The sequence below is a fragment of the Sorangium sp. So ce363 genome (genome assembly GCF_051520435.1).
Taxonomy (GTDB): domain Bacteria; phylum Myxococcota_A; class Polyangia; order Polyangiales; family Polyangiaceae; genus Sorangium; species Sorangium cellulosum_B.
Genome location: NZ_CP150333.1, coordinates 1,041,428 through 1,061,206, shown reverse-complemented (window position 1 = coordinate 1,061,206; position 19,779 = coordinate 1,041,428). Strand labels below are relative to the sequence as shown.

At 69.4% G+C, this 19,779-nt stretch carries 17 protein-coding genes; 10 read left to right on the top strand and 7 right to left on the bottom strand.

Features of this window, described 5'->3' with window-relative positions:
• Positions 1-30: 30 nt before the first annotated feature.
• Complete coding sequence (locus WMF12_RS04045; protein ID WP_437865948.1) at positions 31-840, bottom strand: transglutaminase-like domain-containing protein; 810 nt, start codon at positions 838-840, stop codon at positions 31-33.
• A gap of 555 nt (positions 841-1,395) precedes the next feature.
• Here WMF12_RS04045 and WMF12_RS04040 point away from each other — a divergent pair.
• The 6 genes from WMF12_RS04040 to WMF12_RS04015 all read left to right on the top strand — a co-directional run bounded on the left by WMF12_RS04040 (position 1,396) and on the right by WMF12_RS04015 (position 8,532).
• The gene (locus tag WMF12_RS04040) at positions 1,396-2,169 is read left to right on the top strand and encodes an acyl-CoA desaturase (protein WP_437865940.1); all 774 of its coding nucleotides are present in this window, start codon (positions 1,396-1,398) and stop codon (positions 2,167-2,169) included.
• A 651-nt stretch (positions 2,170-2,820) separates the two neighbouring features.
• Positions 2,821-3,069, top strand: coding sequence for a hypothetical protein (locus WMF12_RS04035; protein ID WP_437865931.1), 249 nt, complete (start codon positions 2,821-2,823; stop codon positions 3,067-3,069).
• Between the two features lie 97 nt (positions 3,070-3,166).
• Entirely contained in the window at positions 3,167-3,523 is a 357-nt protein-coding gene (locus tag WMF12_RS04030; RefSeq protein ID WP_437744303.1) for a hypothetical protein, read from the top strand.
• 502 nt (positions 3,524-4,025) lie between these two features.
• Entirely contained in the window at positions 4,026-5,939 is a 1,914-nt protein-coding gene (locus WMF12_RS04025) for a glycosyl hydrolase (protein ID WP_437865926.1), read from the top strand.
• Between the two features lie 243 nt (positions 5,940-6,182).
• Positions 6,183-6,917, top strand: a complete 735-nt coding sequence (locus WMF12_RS04020; protein WP_437865921.1) for a hypothetical protein — start codon at positions 6,183-6,185, stop codon at positions 6,915-6,917.
• Between the two features lie 112 nt (positions 6,918-7,029).
• Positions 7,030-8,532 (top strand): carotenoid oxygenase family protein, encoded by a 1,503-nt coding sequence (locus WMF12_RS04015; RefSeq protein WP_437865916.1) that lies wholly within the window; start codon positions 7,030-7,032, stop codon positions 8,530-8,532.
• Positions 8,533-8,806: 274 nt separating this feature from the next.
• On the opposite strand, the gene WMF12_RS04010 is transcribed toward WMF12_RS04015, so the two are convergent.
• Both WMF12_RS04010 and WMF12_RS04005 read right to left on the bottom strand, forming a co-directional pair.
• Positions 8,807-9,940, bottom strand: a complete 1,134-nt coding sequence (locus tag WMF12_RS04010) for a nuclear transport factor 2 family protein (protein ID WP_437865901.1) — start codon at positions 9,938-9,940, stop codon at positions 8,807-8,809.
• A gap of 152 nt (positions 9,941-10,092) precedes the next feature.
• Entirely contained in the window at positions 10,093-10,923 is an 831-nt protein-coding gene (locus WMF12_RS04005; protein WP_437865894.1) for an SDR family NAD(P)-dependent oxidoreductase, read from the bottom strand.
• 449 nt (positions 10,924-11,372) lie between these two features.
• Here WMF12_RS04005 and WMF12_RS04000 point away from each other — a divergent pair, with 449 nt between their 5' ends.
• Positions 11,373-11,897: a GxxExxY protein gene (locus WMF12_RS04000; RefSeq protein ID WP_437865877.1), complete on the top strand. Its 525-nt coding sequence runs from the start codon at positions 11,373-11,375 to the stop codon at positions 11,895-11,897.
• 299 nt (positions 11,898-12,196) lie between these two features.
• Here WMF12_RS04000 and WMF12_RS03995 read toward each other — a convergent pair whose 3' ends face one another.
• The 3 genes from WMF12_RS03995 to WMF12_RS03985 are packed head-to-tail and all read right to left on the bottom strand — an operon-like array spanning position 12,197 to position 15,982.
• On the bottom strand, positions 12,197-12,574 hold the full coding sequence (locus WMF12_RS03995) for a response regulator (RefSeq protein ID WP_437744299.1): 378 nt from the start codon (positions 12,572-12,574) through the stop codon (positions 12,197-12,199).
• A gap of 36 nt (positions 12,575-12,610) precedes the next feature.
• Positions 12,611-13,147, bottom strand: a complete 537-nt coding sequence (locus WMF12_RS03990) for a chemotaxis protein CheX (RefSeq protein WP_437865865.1) — start codon at positions 13,145-13,147, stop codon at positions 12,611-12,613.
• A gap of 48 nt (positions 13,148-13,195) precedes the next feature.
• Positions 13,196-15,982 carry a nitrate- and nitrite sensing domain-containing protein gene (locus WMF12_RS03985; RefSeq protein ID WP_437865858.1) on the bottom strand — a complete coding sequence of 929 codons (2,787 nt, stop codon included), beginning with the start codon at positions 15,980-15,982 and terminating at the stop codon, positions 13,196-13,198.
• Between the two features lie 524 nt (positions 15,983-16,506).
• On the opposite strand from WMF12_RS03985, the gene WMF12_RS03980 reads away from it, so the two are divergent.
• Genes WMF12_RS03980 through WMF12_RS03970 form a run of 3 tightly spaced genes read left to right on the top strand, consistent with a single transcriptional unit; the run spans position 16,507 to position 18,925 of the window.
• Positions 16,507-18,030 (top strand): hypothetical protein, encoded by a 1,524-nt coding sequence (locus WMF12_RS03980; RefSeq protein WP_437865850.1) that lies wholly within the window; start codon positions 16,507-16,509, stop codon positions 18,028-18,030.
• A gap of 17 nt (positions 18,031-18,047) precedes the next feature.
• A complete protein-coding gene (locus WMF12_RS03975; protein ID WP_437744295.1) occupies positions 18,048-18,503 on the top strand; it encodes a hypothetical protein in 456 nt (151 codons plus the stop codon).
• A gap of 23 nt (positions 18,504-18,526) precedes the next feature.
• Complete coding sequence (locus tag WMF12_RS03970; protein ID WP_437865843.1) at positions 18,527-18,925, top strand: hypothetical protein; 399 nt, start codon at positions 18,527-18,529, stop codon at positions 18,923-18,925.
• A 31-nt stretch (positions 18,926-18,956) separates the two neighbouring features.
• Here the strand turns inward: WMF12_RS03970 and WMF12_RS03965 are convergent, their stop codons facing one another.
• Complete coding sequence (locus tag WMF12_RS03965; protein WP_437297878.1) at positions 18,957-19,466, bottom strand: chemotaxis protein CheX; 510 nt, start codon at positions 19,464-19,466, stop codon at positions 18,957-18,959.
• Positions 19,467-19,779 lie beyond the last annotated feature (313 nt).

Sequence of the window (19,779 nt, the reverse complement as noted above, 5' to 3'; positions counted from 1 at the left end):
GGCCACCGCGCGAGGCTGCCCCGGGCGGAGCTAGCCCACAACCTCATCCGTCCAGACGCGGAAGCTCCGCAACGTGTTCTCGCCGAAGGTCGTGGTGATCGCCACGTCGGCGGCATCGCGCCCGCGGGCGATCAGCACGCGCCCGATGCGAGGCACGTTGTTGCGCGCATCGAACGTATGCCACTCGCCACCGAGATAGGCCTCGAACCAGCCGGAGAAGTCCATCGTCCCGTGGGGAGGAGGTACGCCGATGTCGCCCAGGTAGCCGGTGCAGTAACGAGCCGGAACGTTCAGGCAACGGCAGAGCGCGATCGCGAGGTGCGCATAATCTCTGCAGACGCCTCTCCGATCGTTGAACACCTCCTCCGCCGTCTTGGTAGGGCTCGCAAACTCGTATCCGAAGGCGATGTGCCGATGAACGAAGTCGCAGACGGCCTGCACGCGACCCCAGCCGGTGGGCGACTGGCCGAACAGGTCCCACGCCGCCTCCGACAGGCGATCCGTCTCGCAGTACCGGCTGCCCAGCAAGAACACCAGCGTCTCCTCTGGCAGCGCATCGACGGGGTGTTGCTCGGCCGATGTCACGACCCGGTCCGGCGCGCCCGTGTCGTTCACCACCGCGTCGGAGGAGATCTTCAGCTGACCCGCCGGCGCGACGATACGGCTACACCAGTTGCCGAAGGCATCCCGGTAAGCTCGGACCGGGATCGACGGGCTGGTGAGCATGTGATCGGGCCGCACCAGATCCGATGCACGCGAGTAGTGGACGCTCAGCGTCAGGATCACCGGCGTCGGTCGTGGGAATTCATAGAGCAGCTCGTATCCTACGCGGATCTGCATGCGTGCACCTCGATGTGATCGCGCGGCTCCAGTCACGAGCAGGACGCAGCGAGGCACCCTGTTCCTGCGGCGCACGAGCCGCCGCGCGACGGCCGGCCGCGCCAGCTCCCCGCCGCGATGGAGCGCTCGGACGAGCTATCCCACGTCAAGCTCGATGAGCCCGCACCGCGCGACGCCGCTGCGAACCCCTGGACCCCGAGCGCGACGAATTCTTCGGCACACGCTCGAATGGCTTACTGAAACATTCTGTACGCAGCGCCCATGTATGTCAAGAACGATCCGCCGCCGCTGACGGTCTCAACGTTCGGCTCGTCGTGATAAGGCGGCGTGCGACGTCGCTTGCGTGATGCCGTGATGCGCTATACCTGGAGCGACGCGGCGCCTGTCAGCACAGTATTGTTTCCGGTCGATGAACTCGCCCGTTACGGACTCGCCTCCACGGACGAAATCGCGTGGCGTAAGAACGCGCTCGCACGAGCGACGCGGCAACGGACCTCGCGAATCGTGACCGTGAGCTGACCGCATGTGGGCCCAACCTGGGTGTACAAGCGAGCCATGGAATTCGTCGCCATCCTGATCGCCCATTCGACGCTATCGGTCTTTTTCCAGACCTTCTTCCTGCACCGGTACGCCTCGCATCGGATGTTCACGATGTCGAAGCGCTGGGAACGGATCTTCCATCTCCTCACCTACGTCACGCAGGGCTCCTCGTACCTTGTGCCCCGGGCGTATGCGATTTTGCACCGCATGCACCACGCGTACAGCGACACCCCGAAGGACCCGCACTCGCCACGCTACTACGCGGAGCCAGTCTCCATGATGCTGTCGACCGCGAAGCGCTACGACGCCATCTGCGACGGCACGGCGGAGGTGGAGCCGCGCTTTCTGGGCGGTTACCCCGAGTGGCGCGCGCTCGACCGCATCGGCAACTCGTGGGCCAGCCGCCTCGCATGGGGGACGGGCTACGCGCTCTTCTACATCGCCTTCGCCACGCAATGGTGGCAGTTCCTGTTTGTCCCGCTCCACTGGACGATGGGCCCGCTCCACGGCGCCATCGTGAACTGGTGCGGCCACCGCTACGGTTACCGCAACTTCAACAGCGACGACGACTCGCGCAACACGCTCGCCCTCGACCTCGTGACGCTCGGCGAGCTCTTCCAGAACAACCACCACAAGTACCCGCAGAGCCCGACTTTCGCGGTGCGCTGGTTCGAGATCGACCCGGCCTACCAGGTCATCCGCGTGATCGCCTGGATGGGCATCCTCCAGATGGCCGGCAGGCGCCAGGTCGCCCGGTTGGACACCGGGACCACGGGTGCCGAGGGTTGAGCTCCCCTCCCTGGAAGAGACATCTCTCATGAGGCCCGGGGCGCCGCGCCGCGAAAAAGCATCGTGCCGGTGAAATCGGTGTGTGCTCCGCCGATAAACGTGGTGCAGCGGCCGTCCTTTCTGCTATACATTGTTTGCGCACACGCAGCGCAGTTGTCGGCGATGCCGTCTGGGCCGTCGGTCCTGGAGCGGCAAGCACGGCCGTCAAGCGACGTTCGAGGCAGTTCATGCACAGCCCCGGGATGCACGCGCCTTGCGTGCTTTCCGCCTTCGGGAGAACGTCGAGATGATCCACGTGTTTACGCCCAGCATCACCGCCGCGCCGAGCAGCGCGAGGCCGGGCGACGGCCTCGTGTCGATCTCGCCGTCGCGCGTCGAGCGGACGCCGACCGTCCTGCGCGCGCTCCGGGAAGACCTCCGATCGTGGCCTCGCTTCCTCCCGAGCGCGCTGTTCGCGCTCCGCTGCGCCGGAGGCCCGTCGCCGCTCTCGGGGCAGGACGAGGGCTTGGATGGTGGCGGAGGTCGAGGCCGACGTCAGGGAGGCGCGCGCCCTGGGCGAGGTACGGACGGGAAGGCCGCGCTCGCCGATCCCGCCGCGTCCGTCGCTTCCTCCTCGCGAGCACGCGCGCTGAGCGCAGAGAGCTATAGGCCATGAAAGTGTTGTTGTCGCGGGTCGTGGACGGTGTGGAACAAAGGCTCTGCTGGCGTTTCCAGGTGCATGGGAAGAGCGATGCCATGTACGAGCCGGCGAGCGAGCAGCGCGGTCCATTCGATCGCGACAGGCAGCGGCACCTCAAGGCGGGCGAGACGTTCAAGCGGCTCGACCGCTCGGGCTCTCCCCGGAGGTACGACGGGCTCTCCTGGCAGCCGACGAGCGCGCTCGCCGGCGCAGGCCCGTGATCGCCGGCTCCGCGAGAGCTCGGCCGCCGGGCAGCCCCGGAACGACGCGTCGCACGGGAACTTGCAAGGTCCATCAACGGAGCTGTTCATCACCGCCATGTCCATCCCCCAGAAGCCAGTCGCCTCCTCCCTGTTGCTCTCCACCGCTGCCCACCTCCACTTCCGCGCCACGGCGCGCGACCGAAGCGGCTCGACGCTCGGCGTGCTCATCGACCCGTCGGGCGCTCGGCAGCACCTCGTGATCGAATCGGGCGGCGCGGAGGGCACCTGGACGCTGTCCAGCGCGGTGCCCACCGGTCACTCCTCCTTCCTTCTGTACGAGAGCGCCGCCAACGTGTTGCGCGGCGGAAACATGAGTGAGGACGGGAGCATCTCCTACCAGGGAGCGCTGTACACCATCGAGTCGTCGCTCGACGGGAATACCCGTACAGCGAAGGTGAGCGGCAGCGTGTGAGCGGTGCCATCGCCGGTCCACGGCGGACGCGCCGCGGCGGCGCGGTGATCCGGTCGCCTGGTAGGCGAACGAGGACGAAGGCGCGCGCGGGTCCGGCTGTCCGGCGTGGTGCTCGCCACGGGCCAGCTGCGGGTGGCGGGCGGTAGGAACCGCTTCCGCCGCGACGCATGGATGGGTCGCCACCTCGGCCGCCGAGGCCATGCGCTCAAGCGCGCTCGCTGGATGCAACCCCATCAACGAAGAACCGGTTAAGAACCTGTCCCGGCAGGGCTCCGGGACAGGGCGCGCCGGCGGCAGCCGGCCGAACCTGCCGGCGATGCGCTCGCGGTGAGCCAGCTGCACGGTGACGCACCGCAGCATCGCGCCGAGGGGCGCTCGGGGTGAAATCGGCGCGAAGCCCGGTGCGGCGCACCTCTCCCCTGGTGAGATGGCCGTTGACACTGAACCGATTAACACGCTTTAGTGTCGCCTCGTCACTGGCACCGTTCGCAGGGGAGAACCCATGAATCTTGTCCCGCTCAGTCCACGCGTTTATGCCGCATTCCTCCTGTGCTTGACGGCCGCCTGCGGGTCGTCGGACGAGGACACGCCGCCGGGAGGTACCTCGTCGGGCTCCTCGTCGGGCTCCTCGGGAGGCGCGTCGTCGAGCACCTCGGGAGGCACCTCGGGAGGCGCGTCGTCGAGCACGTCGTCAGGCACGGGAGGCGCGCCGGGAGACACGCCGGAGTTTCCGGACACGCCGAGGGGCGACCTCCTCGAGGACCTCTGGACGTCGTCTCGAGCCGGCAAGTTCCGGTTCGGTTACGAGAACGCCATCACGTGGGGGCTCTACGATCCGGGCACCAAGCAGTTCGTGTCGACCAACGACTGGTTCTCGAGCATGGCGGGCGCCGCCAGCCGCGGCGAGCGGGGCTGGTCGTCGGACGCCGGCGCCACCGTGGGAGAGAACCCCGGGTTGCTCGGCATCTCCCTCGACGCGATGGTCTTCGATCCCGTCCCCTGGAATCGCCGCGACGTCACCGCGGACGCCGCGGCGTACATGCTGGAGCAGCCGGGCGGGATGGTGGCCTTCGACTGGCACACGCCCCCGTGCAACTACGACATCAGCACGTCGGACTTCGCGGACGCCATCGAGACGCCGCTCGCCACCCTCTCGGTCGACGGACAGAGCGTCCCGATTCACGCCCAGGGCGGAGGCACCCCGTTCTACGCCGAGACGTACTATTCGCGATCACTCGGCTCCAGCGCGGACATCCCGGAGAACCTGAAGTGCATCTGCAAGATCGCCAACGACGTGCCGATCGAGCAGGGGACCCACGCCGGGATCTCGGCGCGCGACTGGCTCGTCGCCCACGCGAAGTACGTGGCCCAGTTCTTCCGCGAGCACGGGCTCGACGGCAAGCCGATCGTCCTCCGTCCGTTCCACGAGCACACCGGCGGATGGTTCTGGTGGGGTCAGCCCTACTGGAACTGCCAGGCCCTGCTCGACGACGATCAGGCCGTCACCGGCCCCGCCGCCTACAGCGCCGCGTACCGCACGTTCGCCGAGGCCGTCCGGAGCGAGCCGGGGATGGAGAACGTGATCTTCGCGTACTCGACGGACAAGGTGCGAAAGCTGAGCGACAGCTCGGTGACGCCCGCCGAGGCGAAGGTCAGGGATCCAGAGAGCCTCTCTCGCGACATGCTCCGGGCCCGCCTCGTCGAGGAGCTCACCGAGCTGGGCGCGGCGTACGAGAGCCCGCCCCAGGAGGCGATCGCGGCGCTCGAGAACGACGGCCAGCCGCCGTCCGCGCTGCTGGAGGAGTACTACCTCGAGGCGTACCCTGGCGACGACCTCATCGACATCCTCGGCATCGATCTCTATTACCCGTACGAGCGCGCGGCGTCCCCGGCAGATCTCGAGGACATGAAGGCGATGGCGAGCGCCGTCGCGGCGATCGGCGCGGCCAAGGGCAAGCCTCACGCGCTCACCGAGACGGGCACCTACCGGCTGCACCTCCTCCACCGGGTCAGCAAGCTCGCGGCGGGCGCGTCGCTCACGCTCTACCCGGCAGACCACGTGAGCAAGTGGCACGACACCCTGTTCGATGAGAGCCTGCGGACGGAGTTCCTGGCCAACTACGGCCTCAGCTCGGCGGGCGCCGTCGCGCTCTCTTCCGCCGAGGTGACGAGCCTGTTTCCGGACGCGGGGCAGGGCGCGCTCACCGAGGACTGGTACAACACCCACCTCCTCGATCTCGCCAAGAGCGCCGGCGTCGCTTACGCGCTGACGTGGCAGACCTACTACGACGGCAGCGACTTCGACAACAAGGCCGTCTACTACTACGTTCCCTTCCCGGGCCACCCGGAGGCGGACAACTTCCGTCGCTTCGCGGACGATCCGGCGGTCTGCTTCGGCGCGACAGCCTGCCAGTAGCCCGGCGAGGAGGCGAGGAGCGGAACGCGGACATCCGCTCTAGACGTGAAGGAACCGCCGAGCCCCAGGCCTCGCGGTCAGGTGTCGAGGTTCAGGCGGTTCCAGGCGGCGCAGAGCCGTCGGAGCGAGGGAGCTCCGGCGGCTCTTTCACTGTCATCGTCGCCGCGGCCGAGGGCTCCCTCCCTGGCGCGCGCTGGCCTCGACGACGGCGCTGGAGTAAGGGGAGATCGTTCAGGAGGCACCATGGGCATCTCCATCGCGTACTCGGGCAAGCTCCGCGACCCGATCGTCGTCCCCGAGCTCGTCGCGGATCTCGCCGCCAAGGCCGCGGCCGCCGGCTGGCCCAGCAAGACCATGAAGGAGCTCATCGCCGATCGGCGCGTGACGTGCTCGGGTCTCGAGGGGATCACGCTCTATCCCCACCGCGAATGCGAGCCTCTCCACTTTCACTTCGACGGTGAAGGCACCTTCATCAACCACACGTACCACGCGCTGCTCAGCGACTCGAAGATGGCGGACATGATGCGTCAGGCGCTGGCGGAGTCCGCGGCCATCACGCGCAACCTCACCCGCGCAGCGCAGGAGAAGGCGGGGCGCGGCGGAGGGCCGCGCGTCAGCGTCAGCGTCCCCAGCCTGCCAGAGGCGCCGGGGGTCGAGTTCTTCAAGGAGGGGAGCCGCTACAACTGGACGAAGACGCAGTTCGCCGGCCCCAAGGTCCACGTCGCCGTGTGCGCCATCCTGCGGTACGTGAAGCAGCGCTATGCGCCCGAGCTCGACGTCAAGGACGACAGCGGGTACTTCGTCGACGGGGACTACGAGAAGCTCGAGGGCCAGCTCGCCTACGTCGAGCGCCTCACCTCGCTCGCGTCGCAGGCCATCGAGGCCGCCGCCGCCGCGAGCAAGGGCCCGATGACCCTCGACGCGTTCGTGGACCGGATCAACGAGGAGCTCGCCGAGGCGAAGGACAGGCTGCACTGACGAGCGCCCGCGCCGCCGCCGGCGGCCGCTTCGAAGCCTGCCAATGCAGTTGATGATTGCGTCATCACGACCCCGATGCGATCGACGATCACATCGGCCGCACGGAGGTCCCATGTCCATCGCCCTGTCCGCCCCCGACTTCGACGCCGCCCTCGACGCCGCCTTCGCCGGCGCGGGGGGCGCCTCCACGGGAGCCGCTCGCGGAGCGCGCGCCTTCGATCACCCGATCGACCTCGAGGCCGAGTACGGGTTCACGCCGCTCGCGATCGAGGGGACGCTGCCCGAAGGCCTCGAGGGCACGCTCTTTCGCGTGGGCCCGGCCCGCGCGACCCTCTTCGGCGTCCGCGTGCCGCACGCCTTCGAGGCCGACGGAGGGGTGCTCGCGGTGCGGCTGTCGGGCGGCCGGGCGGAGGGCGCGCACCGCCTCGTGCGCAGCCGCGGCCTGCTGGAGGAGCTCGCGGCCGGGCGGCGGCTCTATGGCTCGACCCTGCCCTGGCCGAAGCGGGTGCTCCACGCGCTGCAGGGCAAGGGCAAGGGCAAGAAGGGCAAGAACGTCGCGAACACGAGCGCCTTCCTCGCCGGCGGCCGGCTGTTCGCGCTCATGGAGGCCGGCAGGCCGACGGAGCTCGATCCCGCGACGCTCGACACGCTCGGCGAGAGCGATCTCGGCGGCGCGCTGGGTTCCACCTTCTCGGCCCACCCGCACCGGGTGGCCGCCAGGAAGACGAGCTACAACTTCGGCGTCCGCTACGGGCGCAGGACCCAGCTCGACCTCTACGCGGTCGACGACGACGGGCGCGCGCGCTCGCTCGGCGCGGTGCCGCTCGCGGCGCCGGTGATGCTCCACGACTTCTGCGCCACCCGCCGGCACCTCGTGTTCTTCGTCTCGCCCGCGATGATCCGGGTGGGGCGCGCGATGCTCCAGTGGGGAGGCTTCGAGTCCTGGGTGCGCTTCGAGCCCCGCCGGGGCACGGAGGTGATCGTCGTCGACATCGACGACGTCTCCCGCGTGCGCCGCTTCGGCGTCGACGCGTTCTTCCAGTGGCATTTCGCGAACGCCTACGACGACGGCGAGGACCTCGTCGTCGACCTCGTCCGTCACAGAACGCTCGCCACGCTCGGCGCGATCGGCAAGGACCCGGATCGGCCCGAGCTCGCCGCCGTCGAGGGGGGCGTCCTCATGCGCCACCGCGTGCGCCCGAGCCGCGAGCAGCTCCTCGTGGAGGACCTCGGCGGCGTCGTCGGCGAATACCCGCGCGCCGACCCGCGGGTCGAGGGGGAGCGGCACGGCGTCGTCTTCCTCGCCACGAAGGGGCGGGCCGACGACCCGCACGGAAACGGCATCGCGCGCGTCGACGTCGACACGGGCGCGATCACCCTGGCGCGCGTCGCACACCACGAGCGCCCCTCGGAGCCGGTCTTCGTGCCGCGCGCGCCCGGCGCCCCCGAGGGCGACGGCCACGTGCTCGCCCTGGTCACCGACGCGAAGGCCGGGAAGAGCGCCATCCACGTCTGGGACGCTGCGCACCTGGACGATGGGCCAGCGGCGCGGGTCCATCTGCCCCACGCCTCGCCCCAGACCTTCCACGGGGCGTTCCTGCCCCGCGCGCGCTGAAGGCCGCTGCTTCCGCCCCGGCTGGCGCGTCGCCGCCAGGCAGCGAGAGGAGGTGGCACCGCGCCGAGCGAGAGGCTCGTCGGGCCTCGAGACCGCGGTGAGACGCGGCGCTAGAGCGACAAACGGGTTGAAACCACGAGAGAAAGCAGGAATTTCACAGGGAGGCGGGGAGGCGGGGAGCGAGAGACGGCAAGAGCGAGAGATTCATTTTTTCTTCCTCCCCGCCTCCCCGCCTCCCTGTGAAAATTCTCCGGGTTTCAACGTGATCGGTAATCTAGAAGATCGGGAGCCCGCTCATTGTCGAGTTGGGCACGGAGCGCCGCGAGTCCCAGTGCTCGACGATGTCGCCGCCCTCGACGCGGAACAGATCGTAGAAGCCAAAGGCGGCGTTGTTGCGCTTCCCTTCCGACAGGGTGAAGACGAAGTTCCCGTCGGCGATGACGTGGTGCACCTTGACGTAGCTGATGCCCTCGTCCTTCACGTACTCGACGAGCGCGGCGGGGCCGCTCGCGTCGGTGTCGCGGTGCTCGACGTAGCTCGCGCCGAGGAACTCCGACGCTCGCGCGTGCGCCCCTCCGATGAGCACGGCGTCGATGAAGCTCAGCACGTGCGCGCGGTTCTGCCCCGTGAGCGCCTCGTCCTCGACGTCCTTCGGGCCGTCCGTCGCCGAGGCCTGGTTCGAGTCGGAGTCCCAGTGCTCCATGATCCTGTCGTCTTTCACGCGGAACATGTCGAAGATCACGCCGGTCTGCGAATAGCGGCCCTGCACGACCACGAGATCGCACTCGCCGAACGTGCGCAGGCGCTGGTAGCTGAACGACCCCGACGTGACGATTCCCCGCATCAGGTTCTTGAGCGTGGCGACGCCGCTCGTCGCGATCGGGTTGTGCTGGAGGTAGGGATCGGCCCAATAGCGATCGATCGCCGAGACGTCCTTCTGGACGAACAGCGCGTCGATGGCCTGCGCGACGAGGGCCTTGTTCGCGCGCGACTCCTCCGGATCGCAGCGGCTCCCGGAGCCTCCGGCGCCGCTGCCCCCGGCGCCGCTGCCGCCGACGCCGGCGCCGCCCTGCGCGCCCCCACCCGAGCCATGCGCGTCGCCGCCCGAGCCCTGCGCGTCACCACCCGAGCCCTGCGCGTCGCCGCCCGAGCCCTGCGCGTCACCACCCGAGCCCTGCGGCTCCCCGCCGCTCCCCGCGGAAGCGGGAAAACCAGCCGAGGACGTCGAGCCCGAGGACGTCGAGCCCGAGGACGACGCATCGCCCCCCGCGCCGCTGCTGCCCGCCGACGCTGCTGTCGTGTTGCCGCCGGTGGTGCCGCCTTGATCGTCAGGCGTATCGCCCGATTCGTCTGAGCACGCCACGAAGAGGCAGACGGCCGCCAGCCCGATCCAAGGAGCGCTCTTCATCCACGCTCCCTATCGCGCCGCGCCCCCGGAGGCAATCCGCGGCGCGCCGGCCGCGGAGCGTTTCAAACATGCTGAAGTTCTGAAGGAGCCTTTCGAATGGCGAGCTCAGCGCCTGCGCCGAGGAGTGGAGCACCACCCCCACGCTCGAACGCTCACCGTCGCGTCGCTCGCTCTTTGGCGATCTCGTCGCGGCCACCCTTCTCGACGAGCGCCGGGAACATCCTGCCGAGGCGCCAGAGGAAGCGTGCGCGCGCGGGGAGCACGATGACGGGCACGTCGTCGGCCGCCGCATCGAGCGCCTCGCGCGCGAGCGCGTCGGCCGGGTAAGGCGGGCCGGCAAGGGCCTCGAGCAGGCGTCTCGCGTTCGGAACCCACGGGATCGCCGGCAAATCGCGGGGGGTCTCGGAGTCCAGGATCGGGGTCTCGACCGCGGCCGGGCAGAGCACGCTGACGTGGACGCCGTATGCCGCCGCCTCGATTCGCAGGCTCGTGCTGAGGCCGACGACGGCGTGCTTGGTCATCGCGTACGGCGTGAAGAGCGGCGCTGGGCCCAGGCCGGCGAGCGAGGCCACGTTGAGGATATGGCCGCTCTTCTGGCGCACCATGATCGGGTAGCCCGCCACGATGCCGTGGAGCACGCCGCGCACGTTGACGTCGAGGACGCGGTTCCAGTGCGGGAGCGGGATCTCGTGCGCCTCGCCGGCGACGCCGATCCCCGCATTGTTGATGAGCAAGTCGAGGCGCCCGCCACGCGCTGCCGTGTCTTCGATGGCCTCGCGCATGCCCGCTTCGTCGCGCACGTCGAGCATGCGCGACGAAGCACCGTTTCCAGCCTCGGCCGCCACCTTCGCAGCGGCGTCGCCGTTCACGTCCGTCACCGTCACGCGCGCTCCGCGCCGCGCGAGCTCCAGGCTGAGCGCTCGACCGATCCCCGAGCCGCCGCCTGTGATGAAGGTGACTGCATCTTTCCACGTTTTTCTCATGGGCTCTCCGAGCAGGACAGGCCATACGATAACCTCACTCGTGTCAAGCTCCTGCTCGGCGCGCCGAGCGCACGCGCTCTTCGCGATGCCGTCGGTCGACGCGTGGACGCTCGGCCACGTGGCCTATGGCGACACGCCCGTACCAGCGTGCCGATCTTCGTGGCGCCGCGCCCGCCCAACGTCTTGCCGGTGTGCCGCCGCGCGAAGCGTGGTCGGCACTAGCGGCTTGTTGGGCGGGAGATAGAGAAAGAGAGAGTACACAGGGAGACGGGGAGACGGGGAGGAGAGAGATATACAGACCAAGGTGGAGAGGCGAGAGGCGGGGACCATTCTTCGAGCCTGCTCGCTTGGGATCGGCTGCTTTTAGGTCGCTCGTTTGCAAGGTGGTTCCCGGCGATAGCGATCTCGCGCAACCAGGGCTGGTCCCGCGTCGACATATAGGCATGAGCATGGATTTGGCACAAGAAGACAGGGAAACGAGAATATTATGGGATCTGTCCGAGCGAGTCATCGGAGCGTGCATCGAGGTGCACCGTCACCTCGGCCCCGGGCTCCTGGAGTCTGCCTACGAACAATGCTTGTGTCATGAACTGTCGCTCATGGGCTTGAGCTTCGCGAGGCAAAGGCCAGCTCCAGTAACCTACAAGGGAGCCACGCTCGACTGTGGTTATCGACTCGACCTTGTCGTCGAGGAGAAGATCGTACTGGAGCTCAAGGCCGTCGATCACCTGCTGCCAGTCCATGAAGCTCAGGTGCTCACATACCTGAAGCTGACGGACCTGGACGTCGGGTTGCTCGTCAACTTCAACACACCGGTGCTCCGCCGCGGGATCCGACGCCTGGTACGCCGCGGTGCAAAGGCTGTCCGGGTCTCCCGATATCGCACCGAAGACGATCACCCTGGCACCACCAGCCGCCCCGCATCGATGCCGCCCGAAGCAGTCGGCGCCGAGCCTGACGGTTCGAACGACTGAGCCCCATCTCTCGCCTCCCCGCCTCCCCGCCTCCCTGTGAATCTTTCTTTCTTCCTCTCCGCCCAACGGATAGTCGACTGGTCAACCGAGGCCGGTGGACCAGCTCTGTCGATTCATGCGCCTTGGGTGATCTCCCGCACGGAAGATCATACGGATCGGCGCTGCACCGCAACCACCGAGCGCTGTCCAGAACCGCAGGGTAGATCCGTCCAACACCGGCGGCAGGCGCCGATTCTCCGTGGTACCAGGGTGCGACGATTCTCTATCGGACCAAGGCCGCGGCCTGCGCGGCCACGGCTTCAGGGCTCGCCGGCGAGCTTCTTCACCGCGGCGAGCAGGAGGTCCGGCTTGAACGGCTTGATGATCCACCCCTTCGCGCCGGCCTTTCGGGCCTTCTCGATGAGCTCCGGCTGCCCCTCGGTGGTGAGCATCAGGATCGGGACGCCCGACGCGAGCCCCTTGTCCCGCAGGCTCTGAATCATCTCGATCCCGTTCATCACGGGCATGTTCACGTCCGCGATGATCATCGCCAGCTCATCCTTGTGGGCGGCGACCGCGGCGACCGCATCTCGGCCGTTGTCCGCTTCCAGCGTGCCATAGCCCGCCCCCGACAGGAGAATGCCGACCTGCTGGCGGACCGTACTCGAATCCTCGACGAGAAGAATTTTCTTGGCCATGTGACGTGTCTCCTCTTGCGTGTACGGCCATCCGGCTCAGAACAGCAGCACTTCGCCCTCGGGCTGCGGATCGGGCATGTTCACTTCCTCGAGCTCCAGCGCGTCGTCGGGCGCGAGCGCGTCGAAGAGCACGACGAGCCGGTCGGGCCCCGCGGCGAACAGGAGCCGTCGGAAGCCCTCGCTCTGCTCCTCCCTGGCGCGCAGGTGCTCGCCGATCGCGGCGCTCGGCGTCGAGAGCACGATGACCAGCCCGAGGTGGCGCAGGCGGTTCTTCACCCGCCCGAGGAGCTGGTTGGCGAGCTCGCTCGCCCAGTCGCACACCATGTCTTCGTCGATCTCGCGCTGCTCCCGCAGCGGGTGGCTGCGCGTGATGAGCGCCACGGGCGCGACGATGGTCAGGCTCCCGCGAAGGTGGTCGCCCGTGAAGCCGATGAAGGAGACCACCGCGTTGCCCGGCGTCGCCTCCGACGTCCCGTCGTCCAGCCGCCGGAGCTCGACGCCGTTGTCGCGAAACAGGTGGACGCACGACGAAGCGAGCTCCTCATGGATGCGGTCCCAGCTCTCCGAGTTCATTCCCCTCTCCTCGATATCTCGCTCTGCATTGTCGATGTGCTCACCGTGTCACGCGCTCCCCGAGGCCATGCCCGGGCTCGATCCGCCCCGCGGAGGAGGAGGCACCAGCGAGCCCCGCCCGCTCGGAGGCGGCAGCGAGGCAGGGAGCGACACCCCCGCGGCGTCGCTCGGATCCCGGGGGAACCGGAAGCGGAAGGTCGTCCCCTGGCCGCGCTCGGTGTCGAGCTCTATCCGGCCCGCGAGCCGCCGGCACTCGTGGAGCGCCACGCCGAGACCGACGCCGCGGCCGGAGACGTCCGTGACCTGCTCGGCCGTGCTGAAGCCGGGCGCGAACAGCGCGGCCTCGAGATCGCGCCGCGTCGCCCCCGAGAGCCCGACGGCCACGGCCTTCTCGCGCACGCGCTCCCAGTCGATGCCCGCGCCGTCGTCGCCGATCTCGATGACGATCTCGTCCGCCGTGATCCGCGAGCGGAGCGTGAGCGTGCCCCTCGACGGCTTGCCCGCCGCCTCGCGCGCCTCCGGCCGCTCGATCCCGTGGTCCATCACGTTGCGCACGACGTGGCCCAGCGCCTGCCACATCCCGGCGAACCGCGACGCGGGCAGCCGGACGCCCCCGGCGTCGATGCGCACCTCGGGCTTCGGCTTGCCGAGCTTCCGGGCCAGCGTCTCGGCCTGGTCCTTCATCCGGCTGAACCGCACCTCGGTCCGCTCGTCGCGGAGGGCCGCGATGGCCCGCTCGATCTCGGCGGGGTCGCGGCGCTGGCGCACCATGGCGAGCAAGGCATCGACCTCTTCATGGCCGACGTCGGCGCGCGAGGACTGCGCCGTCGACGCGAGCAGGACGCTCACGCGCCCCACGAACGCGAGCCACACGTCCCTCAGCGCGTCGATCTGCTCGTCGGACGGCAGCGCGCGCTCCTCGACGACGAAGCTCTCGATCTCGTGCGCCACCCTCGCCACGCTCGTCACGTCCCAGAGCCCGGCGTTCCCCTTGATCGTGTGCACGAGGCGCATCACCTCGTCCACCTCGCCGCTGGACCGCGCGCTCACCGCGTCGACGAGCTTGGTCGTGTCGTTGACGAAGCCGACGAGGCCGAGCCGATCCTTCACGGCCCGCTCGAACACCTGGATATACTCGTGCTGCTGCTCGGCCTCGCGCACGGAGGCGATCGTGGACGTGACGTCCGTGATCACCATCAGCGCCCCGTTGAACTGGCCCTCTCCCGACAGGATCGGCTTGAAGCCGAGCGCGAGGTAGCGGCCCTCGCGGTGCAAGGTCTTCGGGAGCTGGTCGAGGACGACCTCGAGCGGGAGGAAGTCGTCGCAGGCCGCCTCCCACCCCATCCTGAGGAACGCGCTGGCCCGCGGATCGTGGCCGGCGATGCGATCGGCGAAGTGCTCGTCGCGCGCCGGCACGCCGAAGAGGCGCTCGAAGGCGGCGGAGTGCACGGGCTCCATCGTGCCGTCCCGGTGGAGGGTCACGAGGGCCTGATCGACGTTGTCGAGGACGAGGCGCATCTCCCGGTTGCGCTTCTCGAGCTCCGACGTCCGCTCGGCGACCGTGGCCTCGAGGTTCTGCCGGTGGCCCTCGAGGACCTCGTCGCGCGCCTGGATGCCCGCCAGCATCTCGTTGAAGGCGTCCGTGAGCGCCCCGAACTCGTCGTCGGCGGTCTTGCGGGCGCGCGTCGTGTAGTCGCGCGTCCGCCGGACGTGGGCCGCCGCCTCGCCGAGGACCTCGAGCGATCGGGAGATCCCCCGCACGAGGACCAGCGCAAGCGCGACCGACACGAGGAGCACGAACGCCGAGACCGCGACGCCGTCACGCACCGTCCTCCGCGTGTCCGCCACCCTGGCCGCCGCGGCGCGCCTCATCCCGGAGATCGCCTCCTGCTCGATCGCGGCGAGCCCGTCGACGCGCCCCTGCTGCGCCTCGAACCACGCGTCGTGATCGATCGCCAGCGCCTCGTCGGTCGACGCGATCGCGGCGGCGCGCAGCTCGTCGGCGCGCCGCACGCGCGGGTTGGAGCGGGCGGCGTCGTAGAGCGCCCGCGCCGGCTCCGACGCGTTGGCGATGAACTCCTCGTGATAGAGCTGCTCCTCCGTCATCAGCGTCACCAGCGTCTTGAAGGCGCCCGGCTCGAACTGCGTGGACGCGAAGGCGTGCGCGAGCAGCGCGTGCTGGCGGCTGGCGCGCTCGGCGAACTCGTGGACGGCGACGATCGACTGGATGCTGCGCAGGAGCTCGCCTTCGTCGCTCAGCTCGGAGAGGCCGGCGTTGGCCCGGATGAGGCTCACGTTGATGCCGCCGAAGACCCTCAGCACGCTGTCGAGCGACACCGTCTTCGCGTCGGCCTGACCCCGGAACGCGCCGAGCTCGCCGACCTTGGCGCGCCCCTCCGCGAGATCGCGGGCGAGCCGGCGCGGCAGCCCGGAGAGGTCGCGCGCGGCCAGGAACGCGTCGAGCTGGGCGAGGCTCTCGTCGGTCGCCGCCCGCGCGTCCCGGAGCTGGCCACCGGCGCGCAGGAGCTCCGCTGCGCGATTGAGCGGCGGCGCGGCGCGCCGCTCGACCTCGACGTCGGTCGTCTCCGGAGGACGGGCCTCCAGCCCCTCGACCAGCGCGGTCCACGCCCGCTCCTTCTGGAGGGCGTGCAGCGGCTGCGCCATGATCGAGGAGAGCTGCGCGAGGTCCTCGATCGAGCCTATCCCCGCCGCCCTCGCCGCCTGCTGCCGCGCGTCGCCGACGATCATCGCCGCCAGCAGCAGGGCCCCCGCGACGGGGACGCCGGCGAGCGACCACAGCTTCAGTCGAATCGAAGCGCTACGCAATGTCGGCATGCCCCCGTCCCCCCGGCGTGGCCCGCGCGGCGCGGCGCCCGCGCGCATCTCGTGTGCTTCGTGACGAGGGGTCTCGCGCGAACGCCTGTCCCCCCGCGCGGCGCACTCAGCACGAGCCCCGGGCGAGCTGCCCCCCGCGCGCGGCGCGGATGATGCAAGTGATGCAAGTGATGCAAGTGATGCAAATGATGCAAACGACAGTCAACACGTGCACACGTGGAGTCATCATCATCGTTCGCCCGCACACCATGTACGCTCCCCTGATTCACGTTCTTTCCTGTTGTGATGTCTCACCCAGTTGTGGTGCACCGGAGCGTCACGGAGCGCGTCGAGTTCACGCCCGCCCTCGTGGCCGTGTATGCTACGCGTGAAGTTCGCGAGTCCGCAAGAGCGCGTGCGACGTCGGCTGGAGCCGCAACGAAGGCTCTGCGAACGGGGAGAAATCAATGATGATGGGTCGGAGTTCACTGCGGCGAGCGCGGACAGGTCGCCTCGCGCGCGCTTCGAGCGCAGCCATCGGAGCAGTGCTCTTCACGGCATCTCTCGCGCACGCGCAGAGCCCTGGCGCCGGCGTCGCCCCGGCGCCCGCCACGACCGGAGCGCCCGCGCCCGCCACGACCGGGGCGCCCGCCGCCACGCCTGCCGCGACCGGAGCGGCCGCCGCGCCCGCCGCGCCCGCCGCGCCTGCCGCCACCGGAGCGGCCGCGGCGACCCCCGCCGCCACCGGAGCGGCCGCCGCCGAGCCCGCCACCGGAAATGATGCGATGGCCGCGCGGCTCGCCGCTGCAGAGAAGCGATCGGCGGAGCTCGAGAAGCGCCTCGAGGCGCTCGAGGAGGCGCAGGCCCCGCCAGAGCAGGACGACAACAAGGATCTCTTCCGGATCTACGGGTTCGTCGACGTCGGCGTCCAGCGCACATGGGTCCCGGAGAACTCGGGCCTCGCGGCCGCCCTCCCGCAGGCGAACGCCCTGAACTTCGTCGTGGGGAACTTGAACCTCTACCTCGACGCGCAGCCGACCGATCACTTTCGCTTTCTCGGGGAGCTGCGGTTCACGACCGCTCCCGGCGGCTCCCCGGTCCCGGCGGACGCGGCGACGCTGCCGCCCGGCGTGGTGGGCCGGACGACCACGCAGCCGTACGGGACCTTCGACTCGACGGCGATCGCGCTCGGCTCGCCGACCACCTATGGGGGGCTCGTGTCGATCGAGCGCGCCCACATCGACTGGACGCGCTTCAACCTCTTCAAGGTGCGCGTCGGGCAGTTCTTCACCCCGATCGGCATCTACAACGTCGACCACGGGAGCCCGGTGCTCATCACCGCCGCCATCCCCTATTTCATTACATCCCGCCTGTTTCCCACGCGGCAGACCGGGATCATGATCTATGGCAGCACGTTCACGGGCCCGTGGGAGCTCGGGTACAACGCGTACGTGAGCAACGGGCGCAACGAGGACGCGCCGTTCGCCTTCGACGACAACCGCGGGTTCGGCGGCCGCCTGCACGCCAGCTATGAGGACCCCGGCAAGATGACCTTGAAGCTCGGGGCGTCGTTCATCGCGAGCAGCTCCCGCGACTGGGTCGCCGATTACAAGGTCGGAGAGTTCAACCCCGACATCCATGCGACGTGGTCGTTCCAGGAGTACACCGGGGCCGGCGACGTCTCGCTCGACATCGGGACCACCCGCCTGCGCGCGGAGGCGGCGGTCGTCCGCGTGGTCTACGACGAAGGGAAGCGCCAGGGGGGGTTCGGGGTCTACGCGCCGGACGCCTGGAAGACCTCCACGTACGCCGTGGCGGCGCACCGGCTCGATTTCCTGGACATGGAGCCGTTCGTCATCGGCGCCGCCCTGCACGCGCCGTTCTACGGGCACGACACCATGTTTCAGCTGGGCGGCGGCTTGAACTTCTACATCACCCCGGACGTCACACTTCGGACCCAGGTGCTGCGCACGATCATGACCGCCCTGCGCGATCAGCCCCCGGGGGTGCCGGAGATCGAGGACTTCCACACCACGAGCGCGCTCGCGCGTCTGATCCTGGCCTTCTGAGAGAGGTTCGACGCACTATGAAGCGTTACTCCCTGCTGCTCCTCCTGGCCCTGCTCGGCATGACCCCATCGGCCTCGTCCTTCGCGGTGGAGGACGAGATCGTCATCGTAGTCAACCAGACCAACCCCGCGCGGGCGGCGAGCCGCGACACACTCCGCCCGATCTTCCAGACGACGCGCACCGAGTGGTCCGGCAGGTCGATGATGCCGGTGAACCTCCCCGAGGACTCCGCGCTGCGGAAGCGCTTCGACATGGCGGTGCTGGGCCTCGATCCCGAGGGCGTTGCCCGCTACTGGATCGACAGGAAGATCCGCGGCGGCGAGCGGCCGCCGCGCAAGGTTGCGAGTCCGAGCGCCGTGCTCCGCGCCGTGGGCGAGGAGGCGGGCGGTATCGGCTACCTCCTTGCCAGCGACGTGAACCCCACCGTCAAGGTGATCGCGCGCATCCGCGACGGCCAGGTCTTGCCGCCGTGAGTCCGTGGAGAGAGGAACGAACGATGGTCATTCACCCGTCTCGCATCATGCCGCCCACCCGTCGCGGCGCCCTGGTCGTCGCCCTCGGCGCGATCTCCGCGGCGATGCTCGTGGGATGCTGGGATTCCGACCCCTGCGACCCGGGCCAGCAGGTCATCGGAAACGCGTGCTTCGCACCGTTCCCGCCGCCCGGCGCCACGAGCAGCGGCAGCGCCGTCGGCAGCGGCGGCAGCGACGCCACCAGCAGCGGCGCCACCGGCAGCGGCGGTAGCGACGCCACCGGCAGCGGCGGCAACGGCGCCGGCGGCGCCACCGGCAGCGGCGGCGCCACCGCGGGCAGCGGCGGTAGCGGCGACGGTGGCGCTGGCGGCGGCGCCACCGGCAGCGGCGGTACCGGCGGTACCGGCGGCGGCAGCCCCTAGACTGCGCGGCGCGGGCGCCGCGCAAGAGGGCTCAGAACAGGATCACCTTGCCATCGAGCGGAAGCGGGGACGAGTTCGAGAACACCAGCGAGCTCTCGTCGAAGTCGCCGCCCAGCGTGACGACCACCTCGCCCTTCAACGTCCGGAAAGCATAGCAGAACTGCTGTTTGCTGCCCCGGTACCGCCGCGCCACGTCGCTCGCGCGGCGCAGCTGCGGCAGCTCGGCGTGAAGCGCTATCTGGAACCGCGCGAGGCGGCTCTTCACCTTTCCCATGAGCTGATTGACGACCTCACGCATCCAGTCGTCGACGCTGTCGAGCGCGGGCGGCAGCCCCGTCATCGCGCGAAACACGCCAGGGTGCGCCGACAAGGCCAGCAGGCCGGAGAAGCCGGGCGCAGAGAACTCGACCGTGCTCGCGGGATCGCTGTGAACGAGCGCCTCGTCGCGGCTCTCCCCGATGTCCGCAGGCGCTATGGCGACGCCGTAGAAGTGGAAGAGCTCCACGGTCGCGCCCTGAACGAGGACGTCGATGGTCCGCACCTTGCGCGACGAAGCAGACCTTGGAGCAGGCGACGGCTCGCTGGACGGGCCGGAGCGCCCAGGCCCGGAGGATGGCTGCCCGGATCGGGGCGGGGGGAGCGAGTCGCGACGCTCGGCGCCGGGGCGGTCAGGGATGCTGTGCCCCGACCTCATGTCGGACTCACCCTCCGGTGTCGTGCTCCGCCGCCGCATGACAAACGCTCAACTTAGCTCATCTATCCCTCGAGGACCAATGCGGTCCTCGGACAGGACGCACGAGCACGCGACGGCCTATCTATCACATCTGACCACGCCTGACCACGCTTAGCCGCAC